The organism is Sanguibacter sp. Z41_6 (assembly GCF_059621145.1).
Window position 1 is genome coordinate 35,504 of the sequence record NZ_JCAQIF010000007.1, and the last position, 17,139, is coordinate 52,642.

General features: G+C 70.6%; 18 protein-coding genes. 16 read left to right on the top strand and 2 right to left on the bottom strand.

Annotated elements, in window-relative coordinates; translation table 11 throughout:
* Positions 1-47 precede the first annotated feature (47 nt).
* The 9 genes from AC54T1_RS13600 to AC54T1_RS13640 all read left to right on the top strand — a co-directional run bounded on the left by AC54T1_RS13600 (position 48) and on the right by AC54T1_RS13640 (position 8,537).
* A complete protein-coding gene (locus tag AC54T1_RS13600; RefSeq protein ID WP_496912267.1) occupies positions 48-1,655 on the top strand; it encodes a methyl-accepting chemotaxis protein in 1,608 nt (535 codons plus the stop codon).
* Between the two features lie 62 nt (positions 1,656-1,717).
* Positions 1,718-2,947 carry a methyl-accepting chemotaxis protein gene (locus tag AC54T1_RS13605; RefSeq protein ID WP_496912268.1) on the top strand — a complete coding sequence of 410 codons (1,230 nt, stop codon included), beginning with the start codon at positions 1,718-1,720 and terminating at the stop codon, positions 2,945-2,947.
* 10 nt (positions 2,948-2,957) lie between these two features.
* Positions 2,958-4,751: a methyl-accepting chemotaxis protein gene (locus AC54T1_RS13610; protein ID WP_496912269.1), complete on the top strand. Its 1,794-nt coding sequence runs from the start codon at positions 2,958-2,960 to the stop codon at positions 4,749-4,751.
* A 111-nt stretch (positions 4,752-4,862) separates the two neighbouring features.
* The gene (cheB, locus tag AC54T1_RS13615) at positions 4,863-5,972 is read left to right on the top strand and encodes a chemotaxis-specific protein-glutamate methyltransferase CheB (protein WP_496912270.1); all 1,110 of its coding nucleotides are present in this window, start codon (positions 4,863-4,865) and stop codon (positions 5,970-5,972) included.
* Complete coding sequence (locus AC54T1_RS13620) at positions 5,969-6,796, top strand: CheR family methyltransferase (protein ID WP_484345887.1); 828 nt, start codon at positions 5,969-5,971, stop codon at positions 6,794-6,796. The genes cheB and AC54T1_RS13620 overlap by 4 nt, the downstream gene beginning before the upstream one ends.
* On the top strand, positions 6,793-7,173 hold the full coding sequence (locus AC54T1_RS13625) for a response regulator (RefSeq protein ID WP_484345886.1): 381 nt from the start codon (positions 6,793-6,795) through the stop codon (positions 7,171-7,173). Before AC54T1_RS13620 ends, AC54T1_RS13625 begins: the two co-directional genes overlap by 4 nt.
* Positions 7,170-7,652 carry a chemotaxis protein CheX gene (locus AC54T1_RS13630; protein WP_496912271.1) on the top strand — a complete coding sequence of 161 codons (483 nt, stop codon included), beginning with the start codon at positions 7,170-7,172 and terminating at the stop codon, positions 7,650-7,652. Before AC54T1_RS13625 ends, AC54T1_RS13630 begins: the two co-directional genes overlap by 4 nt.
* Before the next feature lie 43 nt (positions 7,653-7,695).
* The gene (locus tag AC54T1_RS13635) at positions 7,696-8,055 is read left to right on the top strand and encodes a response regulator (RefSeq protein ID WP_484345884.1); all 360 of its coding nucleotides are present in this window, start codon (positions 7,696-7,698) and stop codon (positions 8,053-8,055) included.
* On the top strand, positions 8,052-8,537 hold the full coding sequence (locus tag AC54T1_RS13640; RefSeq protein WP_496912272.1) for a hypothetical protein: 486 nt from the start codon (positions 8,052-8,054) through the stop codon (positions 8,535-8,537). The genes AC54T1_RS13635 and AC54T1_RS13640 overlap by 4 nt, the downstream gene beginning before the upstream one ends.
* 4 nt (positions 8,538-8,541) lie before the next feature.
* On the opposite strand, the gene AC54T1_RS13645 is transcribed toward AC54T1_RS13640, so the two are convergent.
* The gene (locus AC54T1_RS13645) at positions 8,542-8,859 is read right to left on the bottom strand and encodes a DUF2530 domain-containing protein (RefSeq protein WP_484345882.1); all 318 of its coding nucleotides are present in this window, start codon (positions 8,857-8,859) and stop codon (positions 8,542-8,544) included.
* 433 nt (positions 8,860-9,292) lie between these two features.
* Between AC54T1_RS13645 and AC54T1_RS13650 the strand changes: the two genes are divergently transcribed.
* The 7 genes from AC54T1_RS13650 (at position 9,293) to AC54T1_RS13680 (ending at position 15,957) form a co-directional block, all read left to right on the top strand.
* Positions 9,293-9,853, top strand: a complete 561-nt coding sequence (locus tag AC54T1_RS13650) for a peptidase (RefSeq protein WP_496912273.1) — start codon at positions 9,293-9,295, stop codon at positions 9,851-9,853.
* 92 nt (positions 9,854-9,945) lie between these two features.
* A complete protein-coding gene (locus tag AC54T1_RS13655; RefSeq protein WP_496912274.1) occupies positions 9,946-10,731 on the top strand; it encodes a L,D-transpeptidase in 786 nt (261 codons plus the stop codon).
* The gene (locus AC54T1_RS13660) at positions 10,728-11,288 is read left to right on the top strand and encodes a CAP domain-containing protein (RefSeq protein ID WP_496912275.1); all 561 of its coding nucleotides are present in this window, start codon (positions 10,728-10,730) and stop codon (positions 11,286-11,288) included. Before AC54T1_RS13655 ends, AC54T1_RS13660 begins: the two co-directional genes overlap by 4 nt.
* Before the next feature lie 34 nt (positions 11,289-11,322).
* On the top strand, positions 11,323-12,801 hold the full coding sequence (locus AC54T1_RS13665; protein ID WP_484345878.1) for an NCS2 family permease: 1,479 nt from the start codon (positions 11,323-11,325) through the stop codon (positions 12,799-12,801).
* A 45-nt stretch (positions 12,802-12,846) separates the two neighbouring features.
* Positions 12,847-14,058: a mannose-6-phosphate isomerase, class I gene (manA, locus tag AC54T1_RS13670; protein WP_496912276.1), complete on the top strand. Its 1,212-nt coding sequence runs from the start codon at positions 12,847-12,849 to the stop codon at positions 14,056-14,058.
* 106 nt (positions 14,059-14,164) lie between these two features.
* The gene (locus tag AC54T1_RS13675; protein ID WP_496912277.1) at positions 14,165-14,602 is read left to right on the top strand and encodes a MarR family winged helix-turn-helix transcriptional regulator; all 438 of its coding nucleotides are present in this window, start codon (positions 14,165-14,167) and stop codon (positions 14,600-14,602) included.
* On the top strand, positions 14,599-15,957 hold the full coding sequence (locus AC54T1_RS13680) for an MFS transporter (RefSeq protein ID WP_496912278.1): 1,359 nt from the start codon (positions 14,599-14,601) through the stop codon (positions 15,955-15,957). The genes AC54T1_RS13675 and AC54T1_RS13680 overlap by 4 nt, the downstream gene beginning before the upstream one ends.
* Positions 15,958-15,981: 24 nt before the next feature.
* Here AC54T1_RS13680 and serC read toward each other — a convergent pair whose 3' ends face one another.
* Positions 15,982-17,106: a phosphoserine transaminase gene (gene serC / locus AC54T1_RS13685; RefSeq protein ID WP_496912279.1), complete on the bottom strand. Its 1,125-nt coding sequence runs from the start codon at positions 17,104-17,106 to the stop codon at positions 15,982-15,984.
* Positions 17,107-17,139: the final 33 nt, after the last annotated feature.

Sequence of the window (17,139 nt, forward strand, 5' to 3'; positions counted from 1 at the left end):
CGCCTCCAGCGCCCGTCGTCGGCACCTCAACCAACGGAAGCGTCATCATGCCCGCCAGTACCCCAGAGTCAGCCACCACGACGGTCCGGTTCGGGATCCGCGCACGGATCCTCGCGATCGCCGCGATCTTCGTGATCGTGGTCCTTGTCGTGGGAGCGGTGGGAAGCATCGCGGCCGAGGACGGCGCGATCGACGCCGTGGCCATCGCCGACGCCGAGAACGACGTCGTCGGTCCGCTCAACGACCTGCACCAGGAGCAGGTCGAGGCCCAGCTGATCGTCGCCCAGATCGCTGCAGCCCCTGACACCGAGGACCACGAGCGGTGGCTGGACGAGCAGCGTGCCAACGATGTCGAGATCGACGAGCTGATCGACAGCCTCGACGCGGCGCTCGGTACGACCAGCTCCTCGTTCCCGGCCTTCCGCGGGAGCTTCGGAGCCTGGCGCGAGGTCCGCGACGCCGAGCTCGTCCCCGCCGCCATGTCCGACGACGGGCAGGAGTACGTGGACGTCATGGCAGCCACCTCCCAGCCGCTCATCGATGCCTACCTGGTGGACCTGGACGCGACGCACGACGACGTCCAGCAGAACCTCGACGACCTCGCCGAGACCGTCACGGCGGAAGCGACGAGTGCGTTCTTCCTCATCATCGCCGTGAGCATCCTCGGCATCCTCGCAGGCACGGCCGCAGGCCTGCTCGTGGCGACGTCGATCCGCCGGTCCGTGACGCAGGTCCGGACCGCGCTCGAGGCCCTCGCGAACGGAGACCTCACCGTCGCACCGCACGTGCGGAGCCGCGACGAGATCGGTGTCATGGCACGTGCGCTCGCCACGGCGCAGGTGAACCTCCGGGCGGCGCTCGACGGTGTCACCTCTGCGGCGCACGATGTCGACGACGCCTCACGGGACATGACGACGGACACCGCCCGCGTCACCGAGGGTTCCGTCGAGTCCGCCGCCCAGATCGGTGTGGCCGCGACCGCTGCCGAGCAGGTGAGCCGCAACGTGCAAGCGGTCGCGGCCGGGGCCGAGCAGATGGGCGCATCGATCCGCGAGATCGCTCAGAACGCCAACGAGGCGGCCCGCGTCGCTGCGTCGGCGACGGCCGTGGCGGACGCCACCAACGAGTCTGTCGCACAGCTCGGAGCGTCCAGCCAGGAGATCGGCAAGGTTGTCAAGGTCATCACGAGCATCGCGGAGCAGACGAACCTCCTCGCGCTCAACGCGACGATCGAGGCGGCCCGCGCCGGCGAGGCCGGCAAGGGATTCGCGGTGGTCGCGGGCGAGGTCAAGGAGCTGGCACAGGAGACGGCGCGAGCGACGGAGGACATCGCCCGCCGCGTCGAGACGATCCAGGCGGACACAGGGTCTGCCGTCGCCGCCATCGCGGAGATCTCGGCGATCATCGCGAGCATCAACGACTACCAGCTGTCCATCGCCTCCGCGGTGGAGGAGCAGACCGCCACCACGACCGAGATGTCACGGACTGTGACGGAAGCGGCGACGGGGGTCGGTGAGATCGCGGCGAACATCGCGCAGGTCGCGCTCGGTGCGGAGGAGTCGACCGTCGTCGTCGCCGAGATGAGCGACCGGGTCTCCGGGCTCGCCGGCGTCGCGGCCGGACTGCGGACGAAGGTGTCCGCCTTCACGTTCTGACAGCCCGTCGCGGCCGCGTGCCGCCCCCAAGCCTCTCGATCAGCGTCGACCAAGGAGTGCACATGTCCACCTCGTCCATCATGGCGGCCCGCCCCGTCCCCGCCGTGCCCGCTGCGACTGCCGCGCGCACCGCACCCCCCGAGCCGTCCGTGCCGGTCACGCAGCACGTGAGGTTCGGCGTCCGGGCTCGGCTCGCGACGACCGTCGGCGTCGCCGCGGTCCTCCTCGCCGTCGTCGGCACGATGGCGGTCACGAGTGCGGACTCCTCGGTCACGCGCGTCGCGGCCATCGCCATGACCGTCCTCGGACTCGTCGCGCTCATGGCGGCGGCACTGGTCGGCACCCACGTCCACCGGTCGCTCGGGTCGATCCGGTCGGCCGTGAGTGCCCTCGCTGACGGCGACCTCACCGTGCGGGCCGACGTGCGTTCGCACGACGACCTCGGCGCCACCGCGGCCGCCGTCGGCAGGGCACAGGACTCCCTCCGTGACTCGCTCACCGGCATGAGCGAGGTCGCGGGGCGCGTCGAGCAGAGCCTGGGCCACCTCAGCGGGAGCGCCGAGAGCGCCGCGCGCGGCACGACCGACTCCGGTGCACAGGTGGGGATCGTCGCCACGGCCGCCGAGCAGGTGAGCCGCAACGTGCAGACCGTCGCCGCAGGCGCCGAGGAGATGGGCGCCTCCATCCGGGAGATCGCGCAGAACGCCAACGAGGCCGCGGGCGTGGCGTCGCGCGCCACCGGTGTCGCCGAGTCGACCAACGAGACGGTGCTCAAGCTCGGTACCTCGAGCCAGGAGATCGGCAACGTCGTCAAGGTGATCACGAGCATCGCGGAGCAGACGAACCTGCTCGCGCTCAACGCCACGATCGAAGCGGCACGCGCGGGAGAGGCGGGCAAGGGCTTCGCAGTCGTCGCCGGCGAGGTCAAGGAGCTCGCGCAGGAGACGGCGAAGGCCACGGAGGACATCGCCCGCCGCGTCGAGACGATCCAGGCCGACACCGGTTCCGCGGTCGCCGCGATCTCCGAGATCTCGGCGATCATCGCGAGCATCAACGACTACCAGCTGACCATCGCCTCGGCAGTCGAGGAGCAGACCGCGACCACGACCGAGATGTCACGCTCGGTCGCTGAGGCCGCCACGGGGTCGGGGGAGATCGCATCGACGATCTCCGGCGTCGCTCGTGCCGTCGAGTCGTCGTCCGGGGCGGTGGGCGAGGTGTCCGCGCACGTCGTCGCACTCGAGGCCGTCGCTGCTGATCTGCGCCGGCGCGTCTCAGCCTTCCGGCTGTAAGGGGGCCACCGTGACCTCGACACGCGTCCATGCACCCGCCCGAGCAGTCCGTTCGGTCCTCGGGCGGATCCCCCGCGCGGCGCTCCGCCGCCGTCCGTCCGGCGCACCGTCCGCTGACAGCGCCCTCCTGGCGCACGAGGTCGTACCCGGTGAGAAGCTGGCCGACGCGACTGCCGATGCGTCCGCAGACGGCCGGGCGCCGAGCGGCACCGCGGGGCGGGGCACGCGCGCGGCGTGGGGGGACCGGTCGATCGTCACGAAGATCATGACCGCCGTGGGCGTCATGGCACTCGCAGCGATCGTGGCGGGGGCCGTGGGCGTCGTCGGGCTCACGGACGCGTCGCGCCAGAGCCAGCAGCTCTACGAGAGCAACGTCCGCCCGATGGAGATGATGTCTGAGTTCCAGAGCCTGTTCCAGGCCGACCGTGCACGGATCATCCAGTTCGGCATGGCACACCCGGACGTGCGCGAGGAGCTCAAGACCGAGCTCGCCGACAGCTACGAGCAGCTGGAGGCGATCCTCGAGGAGTACGCGCCGTACGCGATCAGCAGGAAGGATGCGAACACGCTGGCCTTCGGCGCCGACAACTACCACTCCACGGCACGGGAAGGACTCTTCCCCCTCATCAACGAACCCGACCTGCGGGCGTACGGCAACTACGTCCAGAACACGATCCGTCCGCTGAGCAACGCGGTCGTCGCGCCGCTCACCCGCGAGATGACCGGACAGTCCGCCCGCGTCGCCGAGCAGTCGGAGCACATCCGCGCCACCGCGACCCGCTCGACGCTGCTCATCGGTACCGCGACGGTGCTCGGTGCGCTCACGGCGTTCGCTCTCGCGTACCTCGTCGCGCGCTCGGTCCGAGCACGCCTCACGGCCGTCGAGGGGGCGCTCGCCGCCGTGGGTGACGGTGACCTCACGGTCGACGCAGCCGTCGTCGGCGCGGACGAGGTCGGTCGCCTCGCGACGTCCCTCGCCGTCACCCAGGGCAACCTGCGGGGGCTGGTCGAGCGTGTCGCGAAGGCCTCGCGCAGCGTGAGCGGCTCGGCCGCCGGCCTCGCCGAGGCGAACGCCTCCGTGGCTGCCGGGTCCGAGGAGACGAGTGCACAGGCCGCGGTGGTGGCTGCCGCCGCGGACGAGGTGAGCCGGAGCGTGCAGACGGTCGCGTCCGGTGCGGAGCAGATGTCCGCGTCGATCCGTGAGATCGCGCAGAACGCGTACGCCGCCGCCGAGGTCGCCCGCGGGGCGACCGTCGTGGCGTCGTCGGCGCACAGCTCCGTGGGCAAGCTCAGCGAGTCGAGCGAGAAGATCAGCGACGTCGTCCACGCGATCACGAAGATCGCGGCGCAGACCAATCTCCTCGCGCTCAACGCGACGATCGAAGCGGCTCGCGCAGGTGATGCGGGCAAGGGCTTCGCGGTCGTCGCCGGCGAGGTCAAGGACCTCGCCGGCGCCACGGCACGGGCGACCGACGAGATCATCGCGCGCGTCGAGGCGATCCGCGCGGACACCGCCGCCGCGACCCAGGCCATCACCGAGATCACGAGCATCATCGCGACCATCGACACCTACCAGATGACGATCGCCTCGGCTGTCGAGGAACAGACGGCGACGACCACAGAGATGGGACGCAGCGTTGCTGAGGCCGCGACCGGCTCCGGTGAGATCGCCGCGAACATCACCGGGGTGGCGCTCGCCGCCGCGTCGGCCAGCGAGACCGTCCTCGGGATGGGCTCGACGGTCGAGCACCTCCGGGTGACGTCCAGCGAGCTGGACGCGCAGGTCGCCCGCTTCACGTACTGATCGCCCACGCGGACCTCACACATCCTCCGACCCGGCCGATAAGAACGCCGTGCCGGTACCCGTCCCGCCACCCGGCGCCGGACCACGCCCACTGCCAGGAGAGGCTCGACCATGACCATCCGCGTGCTCGTCGTCGACGACTCGGTGGTCATCCGACGCCTCGTCGTGCAGGCGCTCGAGACCGATCCCGGCATCGAGGTGGTGGCGACAGCCGCGAACGGACGGATCGCGATCGCGAAGGTCGCGCAGCTCGCGCCCGACGCGGTGACGATGGACATCGAGATGCCCGAGCTCAACGGCGTCGACGCCGTCCGGGAGCTGCGCAGGCTCGGGCACTCCGTGCCGATCGTCATGTTCTCCACCCTCACCGAGCGCGGTGCCACAGCGACCCTGGACGCGCTCGCGGCCGGCGCCTCGGACTACGTCGCCAAGCCCTCCAGCAGCGGCAGCCTCGGTGAGTCCCTCACGGCCGTCGCCGACCAGCTCATCCCGAAGATCCGTGCACTGGTCGCCCGGGCCGCACGGCGCTCGGTCCCCGCGCTGTCCTCCGCTGCGAGGGTTCGTCCGGTCCCGGCCCGTGCCACGGTCGCCGTGCCCCGGGACGTCGTCCTGCGGGCCGATGCTCGCCGTCATCCCGTGCGAGCCGTCGTGCTCGGGTGCTCGACCGGCGGACCGGAGGCGCTGTCCCGCGTCGTCGAGCGCATCACGGAGCCGCTGCCCGTCCCGATGCTCGTCGTGCAGCACATGCCCGCCGTCTTCACACGTCAGCTCGCACAGCGCATCGACCGCCTCGGCCCGTCGACGGTCCAGGAGGCGGTGGACGACCAGCCGCTCCTGCCGGGCAACATCTACATCGCCCCCGGCGACACCCACCTGGAGGTCCGGGGCACCAGTGCGCGCATGCGCGCCCGGATCACCCACGACGCGCCGGTGAACTTCTGCCGACCGTCCGTCGACGTCCTCTTCCGCTCCGTGCTGGGACTCGTCGGCCCGGACCTGCTCGCCGTCGTGCTCACCGGCATGGGCGCGGACGGCAGGGCTGGTGCGGGAGCGATCGCCGAGGCCGGGGGCACCGTCGTCGTCCAGGACGAGGAGACGTCGGTGGTGTGGGGCATGCCCGGCGCCACGGTCGCCGCGGGATACGCCCACCGCGTGCTGCCGGTGCTCGAGATCGGTGGAGCCGTCTCGGCACTGACGAGGACCGGCGAGGGCGCGCGATGACGCTCACGTCCGAGACCTTCACGTTCGTCGCTGACCTCGTGCGCCGCCGCAGCGCCATCCAGCTGCCTCCCGGCAAGGAGTACCTCGTCGAGAGCCGGCTCACGCCGCTCGCCCGCCAGCAGGGCCTGTCCGTCGACGAGTACGTCGCTCGGCAGCGGACGTCGCCCAGCATCGTGTCCGCCGAGCGGATCGTCGAGGCGCTCACGACGAACGAGACGTCGTGGTTCCGCGACGCACTGCCCTTCCACACCCTCGCCGAGCACATCCTCCCGGACGTCGCCGCGACGCGAGCGCCCGGCGTGCCCGTGCGCATATGGTCGGCCGCGTGCTCCACCGGCCAGGAGCCGTACTCGATCGCGATGACCCTCCGGGACACGTTCGGGCCCGACGGCCTGCCCACCGAGATCACCGCGACAGACCTGTCGGTCGAGGTGCTCGAGCGCGCCACGCAAGGCTTCTACTCCCAGCTCGAGGTCAACCGAGGACTTCCCGCCCCGGCGCTCGTGCGCTACTTCACCCGGGTCGGTGCGCAGTGGCGCGTCGCCGAGGACCTGCGGTCCATGGTGCAGTTCCGCAAGCACAACCTCCTCGACCGGCCACCGGCGGGTGGACCTTTCGACATCGTCTTCATGCGCAACGTGCTCATCTACTTCGACGTGAGCGTCAAGCGCGACATCCTCCGCCGGCTGCGCACCACGGTGCGGCCCGGCGGCTATCTCGTCCTCGGCGCCGCCGAGACGACCGTCGGGATCGACGACACCTGGTCTCGGGTGCTCGTCGGTCGGAGCTCGATCTACCGGAACACACCAGGGAGCCACGGATGAGAGCCCTAGTCATCGACGACTCGAGGACGATGCGCCGCATCGTGTCCTCGGTCCTGCAGGACCTCGGCTACGAGATCGTGGAGGCCGGCGACGGCCAGGCCGCGCTCGACGTCCTCGCCGAGACGACGATCGACCTCGCGTGCATCGACTGGAACATGCCGGTCATGGATGGCCTGACGTTCGTCACCGAGGTCCGCAAGAACCGGGCCTGGCGGGACATCACGCTCATGATGATCACGACCGAGAGCGAGCACGGTCAGATCGTCCGCGCGCTCGCAGCGGGTGCCCACGAGTACCTCATCAAGCCGTTCACCCCGGACGCTCTGCGGAGCAAGCTCGAGCTCCTCGGCATGCTGCCCAGCAGGAAGATCGCATGAGAGCCGCGTTCGACGGCGTCAGCCGGGCGCAGATCCTCGAGATCGCGCAGGAGGTCTTCGCCGCCATGGTCGACGACGGCGAGCACTTCCTCGTGGAGCGAGCCGGGCCGGGGTCGGGCCTCACCGAGCCCGTCGCGGCCTGGGTGGACATGTCGGTACCGTCCCTCGGCCTCGTCGCCCGGGCCGTCGTGCGGACAGAGCGCGTCACGGCCGACGCACTCACCCGGGCGCTCCTCAAGCTGGACGACACCGCCCACGTCGGGAACGGTGAGATCGCGGACGCCTTCGGTGAGCTCGCGAACGTCGTGGGTGGCAACGTCAAGTCGTTGCTCGCCGCCCCCGCGTCGCTCAGCCTGCCGGACGTCGGGGATTCCGCGCCACGCACGCCGGGCGAGCATGTCCAGGACATCACGCTCGACTGGTGCGGGCACGTCGTCGTCGTCGAGCTCTGGGCACTGGGCGCCGACGCGCTCGTGTGAGCCACCATCAGATCAGCCGTTCACGTACATCAGAGGGGTAACCATGCTGGTCCTTGTAGCTGACGACAGTCGCGTCATGCGACAGATCGTCATCCGCACGCTGCGTCAGGCCGGCTACGACTGGCAGATCATCGAGGCGGCCGACGGCCAGGAAGCGTACGAGACGGCGCTGTCCGAGCAGCCGGACCTCATCCTGTCCGACTGGAACATGCCGAACGCCACGGGCATCGAGGCGCTCGAGGCGCTCCGTCAGGGCGGGTGCACGATCCCGTTCGGGTTCGTCACCTCCGAGGGGTCGAACGAGATGCGGGAGCAGGCCGAGGCCGCTGGCGCACTGTTCCTCATCGCGAAGCCGTTCACCGCCGAGTCGTTCCGCGCCGTCATCGACCCGGTGCTCGCATGAGCACCACGCCGCTGCCCGCGGCACTCGAGGTGCGGGAGGTGCTCAGCGGCCTCATCGGCCGGGACATCGAGGTACGCACGGGTGGCGCGATGGTCGACCCGGGTGCGCCGGGAGGCGCGGTCGTCGCCGAGTACGTCTCGGACGCGCTGCAGCTCTCTGCGCTCGTCGTCATGGACCTCAGCCTCGCGGCGCGGGCGGGGGCCGCGATCGGCCTCGTCCCGTCCGCGGCGGCCGAGGCGGACGTCGAGGCGGGAGAGATCTCCGACGCGCTGCTCGAGAACGCGGGGGAGATCCTCAACGTGCTCGCGTCGCTGTTCAACGTCGAGGGCGCCCCGCACCAACGGCTGAACGCCGTGCACGCCCCTGGTGCGAGGCTCCCCGGTGACGTCGCACCCTGGGTGCTGGCCTACGTGCCACGGCTCGACCTCGAGTGCGACATCGCCGGGTACGGCCGAGGGGCACTGTCGGTCCTCGTCGTGTGAACGCTCAGGCGGTGCGTGAGGACGGGTGGACGTCGTCGTCGACGACGTCGATCGTCTCCGCCACCGCACGGTACGACCGCCGGTGCGTGCGCTCCCAGACGAGCCCGAGGAGCCCGAGGGCGACGCCGGCCGCGCACACCCACAGCTGTTCGTGGGTGTCCGACCCGGTGGCGCCGAGGAGGGCGTAGGCGATCGCGGCAGCCGACCAGGCCGCAAGACCGGCGAGGACGACGCGGCGCAGATCCACCTGGAGGGGTGTGGTCCCGGGTCGGCGTCGCTCGGGGTGGAGGGCGAGTGCGAACATCGAGCGGAGCGTGGTCATGCGTTCACCCTAGGCCGCCGGGGCCCCGAGCATTCTTCGAGCGGCAGGCGGTGGGACCGGGTGAAGTCCGACGGTCTCGCGATCTGGTACGCGGGGTGCCGCCGACGAGGGGGCCGGGTGCGCCTGAGCTCGGAGACTCGGGCTGGCCGGCCGAGCGCTGATGTGTCACCGCAGGTCACAGGCCTGACATGAGCGCAGGACAGGTATCTGCCCTGGTCTCCACGACCGCGCAGAGGAGTCTCTTCTCTGCTCTTCGGGGCGGCTGCTGGGTGGCGCCGCAGAGTTTCCTGGGAAAATCCAGGGAAAACTCTTGCCTCGCGAGACGAGGCCCGGGATACTTAACCGAATTCCAGCAGGGCCTTGCCACGCGGTGGGGACCGGGGATAAAGAAAGTTTGGGCTTCGGTCCTTTCGTCACAAACAAGGGGAACAGCATGACTCGACGTATCTTTGCCGTAGCGACCGTGGGCCTCGCGCTCGCGCTCGCACCGGCCAGCGCCTTCGCCTACGAGGCCGAGGCATTCGACGGGGAGATCAGCATCGTCGCTGGCGACAACAGCGTCGTCTACTTCGTCAACGGGCCTGCGTACAACACCAGCATCACCGTGACGGTCACCTCGGTCCCGGCGTCCATCCCGAACTCAGCGATCTCCATCGCCGGTGTGCAGTCGCTCACCAAGGCGACGGACGCGAACGGTGACGCATCGTTCACCATCGCCGTCACCGAAGAGGGCACCTACAACGTCGTCGCGACGGACGCCCAGGGAGCCGAGATCGACACGCAGGTGTTCAGCGCGGAGCTGGTCGACGGTGCGGTCGTCGGCGGAGTCGGCGCGGCTGGCGGAACCACCACGTCCCCTGTCGCGGGCGCGAGCTCGCTCCCGGTCACCGGTTCGTCCGTCCTTCCGCTCGCCCTCGGTGCCGGTGCTCTCGCCGCTGCCGGTGTCGGTGCTGTCGTCGTCGCCAACAAGCGTCGCGAAGGATCGCAGTCCTGATCACAGGTCCGATCGGCGGCGCGGTCCTCACCGCAGTCGTCTCCAGCGTGCTCCTGACCGCCTGCTCCACGGGCGGTCAGGAGCACGTTCCTGTGTCCGCTCCAGCCACCTCTGCTGCTCCCGCTCCCGCGGAGAGCCCGGTGCAGCCACCGCCCGAGGATCCCTACCCGGCCGACCCCGCGGCGTACGACATCGCCTCGCTGCCGCCGGTGGGCGTCTACGACGTCGTCCCGGAGCTCCCGGTGGACAGTGCGCCCACCGATCCGCCGCTCCCCGTGCTCGCGCACGCCGCAGGGGCCGCAGCGCCGGTCTTCACCGCTCCCGGAACTGCTCCCGTCGCGCAGATCCTCGCCGACCACGAGTACGGCGGGACGTCCGTCCCCGTCGTCGAGCAGCACGAGAACTGGCTCAAGGTGCTCCTCCCCGGCCGCGCCGGCCTGCCGTCCGCCGGGATCACCGGGCAGCTCACCGGGTGGGTCCGCGTCGCGGACGTCACCACCACGCCCATGACCCAGGCCGTGCAGGTGAGCCTGAGCAGCGGGCAGATCACGATCACGGACTCGGGCGAACCGACGTACTCCGCCACGGGGTTCGGGTACGGCGCGGACGCCACCCCCACCCCGGTGGGACGCACGTTCGTCATGACGATCTTCACCGACCCCTCGGCCGCGTACGCCCGCGGACTGCCGACGGTCGCCCTGGGAGCCCAGTCGCCGACCCTCGACGGGTTCGGCGGCGCAGACATCGCCGTCACGGCGTTCCACTACCACGACACACGGACGGGAGCCGTCTCGAACGGCTGCCTGCGGGTGGATGCGGCGACGATCACCCAGCTCGCTGCCCTCCCGCTCGGGACGCCCGTCCTCATCGCCGCGTGATCCGTTCGACCCGCACGGGCCCCGCCGTCGTCGCAGCCCTCCTCCTCGCGGGGACCGTCGCGTCCTGCAGCGCCGACGGCCCCGCAGAGCCGCCAACCACGACCGCGACGATCTCCGTCGCGGTGGACATCGCTCAGTTCGGCACGCCCGAGGAGTATGCGACGGCGCTGTTCGAGGAGACGAACGCCGCCCGCGCGACCGAGGGCCTGCCTGCTCTCGAGCCCTCCGGCTGCGCCCAGGAGCAGGGCGCGGTCCGCGCCGCGGCGCTCGTGTCGTCAGGTGGGGAGCTCGTGCACGCACCGCTCCAGCCGGTGCACGACGCGTGCCTGGGCGGCATCCCTGACGGCGACGAGGCGGCCATCGCGGGGGAGAACCTCAGTCGGGCGGCGGCCAGCCCGGCGGATGTGGTCGACGCCTGGATGGGCTCGGCGGGACACCGCGCCAACATCCTGGGCGCGGAGTTCGCCGAGATGGGCATCTCGTGTGCCGTGATGGTGAGCACCGGACCTGACGCGCTGGACGAGATGCTCTGCTCGCAGGTCTTCCTGGGCGAGTAACGAGCACGGTCCCAGACGTGGGAGGATCTTCCGCGTGAATGTGAAGACTGCGGCGGCGGCCGAGCCCAAGAACGCACTGGACCGCTACTTCAAGATCAGCGAGCGGGGCTCGACGATCGGGGCCGAGGTTCGTGGCGGGCTCGTCACGTTCTTCACGATGAGCTACATCATCGTGCTCAACCCGATCATCCTCAGCACCATCCCCGACGGCACCGGCAACTACCTCGGGGGAGGGAGCGAGCCGAACCTCGGCATGATCGCGGCGACCACCGCGCTCGTCGCAGGTGTCCTCACCATCCTCATGGGCGTCGTCGCGAACTTCCCGCTCGCCCTCGCCGCCGGTCTGGGCCTCAACGCCGTCGTGACGTTCTCGATCGCGAGCCTGCCGGACATGACGTGGGCCGACGCGATGGGCATCGTCGTCCTCGAGGGCCTCATCATCCTGCTGCTCGTGCTCACCGGGTTCCGGGAGGCCGTGTTCCGTGCGGTCCCGCCCGAGCTCAAGACGGCGATCAGCGTGGGCATCGGCCTCTTCATCGCGTTCATCGGGCTGGTGGACTCCGGGTTCGTGCGGATCCCCGCCAGCATGGCGACACCCGTCGAGCTCGGCATCAACGGCTCCGTCGCGGGGTGGCCGCTCCTCGTGTTCGTGTTCGGACTCGTCGTCGCGATCGTCCTCATGGTCCGCAAGGTGCACGGCGCGATCCTCATCGCGATCCTGTCGTCGACGGTCCTCGCCGTGATCATCGAGGCGGTCGCGAAGGTCGGGCCCCAGGGCGTCGACGGGAGCAACGCCACGGGGTGGGAGCTGACGACCCCGAAACTGCCCGACGCCATCGTCTCCACCCCCGACTTCTCGCTCCTCGGCCAGTTCTCGCTGTTCGGCTCGTTCGACAAGATCGGGGCCGTCGCGGTCCTCCTCCTCGTGTTCACCCTGCTGCTCGCGGACTTCTTCGACACCATGGGCACGATGGTCGCCGTCGGGGGCGAGGCTGGCCTCCTCGACGACGAGGGCAACCCGCCCCGCATCCGCCAGATCCTCGTCGTCGACTCTGTCGCCGCGGCTGCCGGAGGGATGGGATCGGTCTCCTCGAACACGAGCTACATCGAGTCCGCCGCGGGTGTGGGCGACGGAGCCCGGACAGGGCTCGCCTCGGTCGTCACCGGTATCGCGTTCCTCCTCGCGACGTTCCTGTCCCCGCTCGTGGACATGGTCCCGTTCGAGGCCGCGACCCCGGCGCTCGTCGTCGTCGGCTTCCTCATGGTCATGCAGGTCTCCGGCATCGACTGGAAGAACTACGAGATCGCCATCCCGGCGTTCCTCATCATGATCCTCATGCCCTTCGCCTTCTCGATCACCGCAGGGATCGGCGCCGGGTTCATCGCGTTCGTCGTCATCAAGGTGGCGCTCGGGAAGGTTCGCCTCGTGCACCCGCTCATGTGGGTCGCGACGGTCATGTTCGTCGCGTACTTCCTCCGTGGGCCGATCGGCGACGCCGTCGGAGCTTTCTGACCGCCCCTCACGGTGCACGGCCCCGCTCACGTAGGGTCGTGCACCGTGAGCCACGTCTACCGCCTGACCGCACAGCTGCAGCGTTACGACTGGGGCTCGCCGTCAGCGATCCCTGACCTGCTGGGTCAGGTGCCCGACGGTGCGCCCGTCGCCGAGATGTGGCTCGGTGCGCACGCTTCGGCGCCGTCGCACTGCGTGCCACCCGGCGGCGGTCCGGCCAGCACGGTGGCGCTTCCCGACCTCCTGCGCAGTGATCCTGACCGCCTGCTCGGCCGCGCCGTCGTGGAGGAGTACGGACCGCGCCTGCCGTACCTGCTCAAGGTCCTCGCGGCTGACCGCCCGCTCTCGCTGCAGGTGCATCCCCGCGCGCACGTCGCACGCGCGGGCTTCTCCCGCGAGAACGCCGCGGGGATCGCGCTGGACTCGCCGGACCGCAACTACAAGGACGACGAGCACAAGCCCGAGATGATCGTCGCGCTCACCGCCTTCGAAGGGTTGAGCGGGTTCCGGCGTCCCCGGCGGACGCTCCAGCTGCTCGAAGGTCTCGAGGGCGAGATCGTCGGGCGGATGCGCGACGCCCTGCGCGCGCAACCCGACGCCCGCGGCGTCCAGACGGCATTCGAGGTTGCGCTCGCCGCACGCTCGAGCGACTGCGTCGAGGACATCGCGCGGACCATCTCCTCCGTCCGTGCGATCGTCGCGCTCGGCGCGACGGCCTCGCGCGGGCACCGGACCGCGATCTCGCTCGCCGAGCACTTCCCCGGTGACCCGGGCGCGATCGTCTCCCTCATGCTCAACCGCTTCTCGTTGCAGCCGGGCGATGCGGTGTTCCTCGGCCCGGGGGAGGTGCATGCCTACCTGTCGGGGGTGGGGATCGAGCTCATGGCGAGCTCCGACAACGTGCTGCGGGCGGGACTGACGTCCAAGCGCGTCGACGTGCCGGCCCTGCTCGGCTGTGCGAGCTATGCCCCGCGTGCGCCCGACCACCCGGTGCGCCGAGCCGCAGGCGGCGGGTTGACCACCTACCGGGCGCCGGTCGCGGAGTTCTCGCTCATGGCCGGCACGGTGCGCGGCGAGGCGCGGGTGAGTCACGCAGGTCCCCGGATCCTGCTCTGCCTAGAGGGGACTGCGGAGCTCCGCGGGGACGCCGGACCGCTCTGCCAGGTTTCACGCGGTGAGTCCGTGTTCATCGCGCACGACGCAGGTCACGTCTCGCTGCACGGCGACGTGACGGTCGCTGTCGCGTACGTGCCGTAGCGCGCACGGGCATCTGCGCTACGCCCTCGCACGCGTCCGGTCGAACCCCTCCCGGGCGGGACCCACTCTCATCTCATTACCTAAGGTAATGAGATACGGTGGAACCATGACCGAGACGGACGCCTGCACCCCCAGCACGCTGGGCGGACAGGTCCGCGTGGCCGTCGCGCGGGTCGCCCGCCAGCTCCGTGCGCAACGCGGCGACGCCGAGCTGTCCGAGGCACAGCTCGCCGTCCTCACCTCGCTCGAGCGGCACGGGCCGATGACCCCCGGAACACTCGCGGAGCACGAGCGCATACGTCCGCCGTCGATGACGCGCACGGTGAACGCGCTCGTCGACCTGGGGCTCGTCACCAAGGTGGGGCACCCGGCCGACGGCCGCCTCGTCGTCGTCGACCTCACCGACGACGGGCGGACCGAGGTGACCGAGACGCGCCGGAGGCGCGACGCGTGGCTCACCCACGAGCTCGAGGCGCTCACCGAGGCCGAGCGTGCCGTCCTCGCCGAGGCGTGCACCCTCCTGACGAGGATCGCCAGCGCATGAGCCCGACCTTCTCCTCTCTCAAGTACTACAACTACCGGCTGTGGTTCGGCGCGGCGTTCGTGGCGAACGTCGGCACGTGGATGCAGCGCGTGGCACAGGACTGGCTCGTGCTCACCGTGCTGTCCGACGACTCCGGGATCGCGGTCGGGATCGTCACCGCGCTGCAGTTCGTCCCGACCCTCGTCCTGTCGGCGTGGGCAGGTGTGCTGGCGGACCGGCTCGACCGCCGCAAGCTGCTCATGGTGACGCAGGGAACCATGGGTCTCCTCGCCCTCGCGCTCGGAGCGCTCGTGCTGCTCGGCCACGCCGAGCTGTGGCACGTCTACATCTTCGCGACCCTGCTCGGGTGCGCGTCGGCGTTCGACGGACCCGCACGGCAGACGTTCGTGGCCGAGATGGTCCCGGCGGGCAAGCTCTCGAACGCGGTGGGTCTGAACTCCGCGTCCTTCAACGCGGCGCGCCTCGTCGGGCCCGGCGTCGCGGGGCTGCTCATCGCCGTGGTGGGGCCTGGCTGGGTCTTCATCATCAACGGCGTGACGTTCGCGGCGACCATCGTCGCCATGACGAGGATGCGCACGAGCGAGCTCCACGCGATGCCCGTGGCGTCACGCGCCAAGGGGCAGATCCGCGAGGGCATCCGGTACGTGCGGGGGCGCAGCGACATCATCGTCATCATGGTGGTGGTCGGTGTCGTCTCGACGTTCGGTCTGAACTTCCAGCTGACGTCGGCCGTCATGGCCCGTGAGGAGTTCGGCAAGGGCGCGGGGGAGTACGGGGTGCTCGGGTCGATCCTTGCGATCGGTTCCCTCACCGGGGCACTGCTCGCGGCGCGGCGTGAGCGCCCACGGGTGCGTCTGGTCATCGGTTCGGCGTTCGCGTTCGGGATCACGACCGCCGTGATGGCTCTCATGCCGACCTACGCCACGTTCGCCGTCGCGTGCATCCCGGTGGGGCTCGCGAGCCTCACCATGATGACGGCGGCGAACAGCACCATCCAGATGTCCGTCGACCCCGCGGTCCGTGGCCGGGTCATGGCGCTCTACATGATGGTGTTCCTCGGGGCGACCCCGATCGGTTCACCGATCGTCGGGTGGATCGCCGAGGAGTTCGGCCCGCGATGGTCCATCGGGATCGGCTCCGTGAGCGCGCTGGTCGTCTCCGTCGCGGCGGCGGTGTGGACCTCCCGCAACTGGAACTACACCGTGCGGTACCAGGTCTTCCACCGCCCGCACCTCGCGGTGACGTATCCCGGGGCCGGAGAGGGCGGGCCCGGTGCTCCGGGTGCGCAGGCGCGACGAGACCTGGCCGACAGGCTCACGGCCCAGGAGGCGAAGGACGGTCAGTCCGGCGCCTGACAGCGGCGCGCGGCGGGACCTCGCTCAGGCGGTGTGCTCGACGAGATGGTCGATGCAGGCCGTCAGCGCCAGCACGTCGTCGGGCTCCACCGACGGGAACATCGCCACGCGCAGCTGGTTGCGGCCGAGCTTGCGGTAGGGGTCGACGTCCACGACGCCGTTGGCGCGCAGCGCCGCCGAGATCGCCGGGGCGTCGACGTCGTCCGCCAGGTCGATCGTGCCCACCACGGAGGAGCGCACAGCGGGGTCCGTCACGAACGGCGTGGCCCACGGCCGACGTTCCGCCCAGGAGTAGAGGTGTGCGGCCGACTGAGCGGTGCGTGCGGTCGCCCACGGGAGGCCGCCCTGGCCGAGCATCCAGTCCAGCTGCTCCGCGAGCAGGAAGAGGGTGGCCACGGCGGGGGTGTTGAGCGTCTGGTCCGCGCGGGAGTTCGTCACGGCGTTGTGCAGCGAGAGGAACTCCGGGATCCACCGGCCGCTCGTGTGGATCTGCTCGACGCGCTCGATGGCGGCGGGCGACATCACGGCGAGCCACAGGCCGCCGTCCGACGCGAAGGACTTCTGCGGTGCGAAGTAGTAGACGTCGGTCTCCGTGATGTCGACGGGCAGCCCGCCGGCGCCGGACGTCGCGTCGATGACGGTGAGCGCCCCCTGGGTGCCCGGCACGCGCCGCACCGGTGCCATGGCTCCCGTCGAGGTCTCGTTGTGCGGCCATGCGAAGACGTCGGCGTCCGGCGTGGCGTCGGGCAGCACCATCGAACCGGGTGGGGCCGTCGTGACGTGCGACTCCTCGAGGAAGGGAGCCCCGGCGGTGACCGACGCGAACTTCTGCCCGAACTCCCCGAACACTGCGTGGGCCGCGCGGGTGCGCACGAGGCTGAACGCAGCAGCATCCCAGAACGCCGTCGACCCGCCGTTGCCGAGGACGACCTCGTACCCGTCAGGGATCTCGAACAGGTCCGCGACGGCGCTGCGCACCCGCGCCACGAGGTTCTTCACCGGCGGCTGTCGGTGCGAGGTCCCCATGAGCGTGTGCCCTGTCGCCACGAGGGCCTGGAGCTGGGCATCACGTACCTTGCCGGGGCCGCTGCCGAAGCGGCCGTCGCGGGGGAGAAGGTCGGCGGGGATCCGGGGCGCCTCAGGAGTCACGGCACCACCCTACGCGCCGCCGCGGGGGCGGCG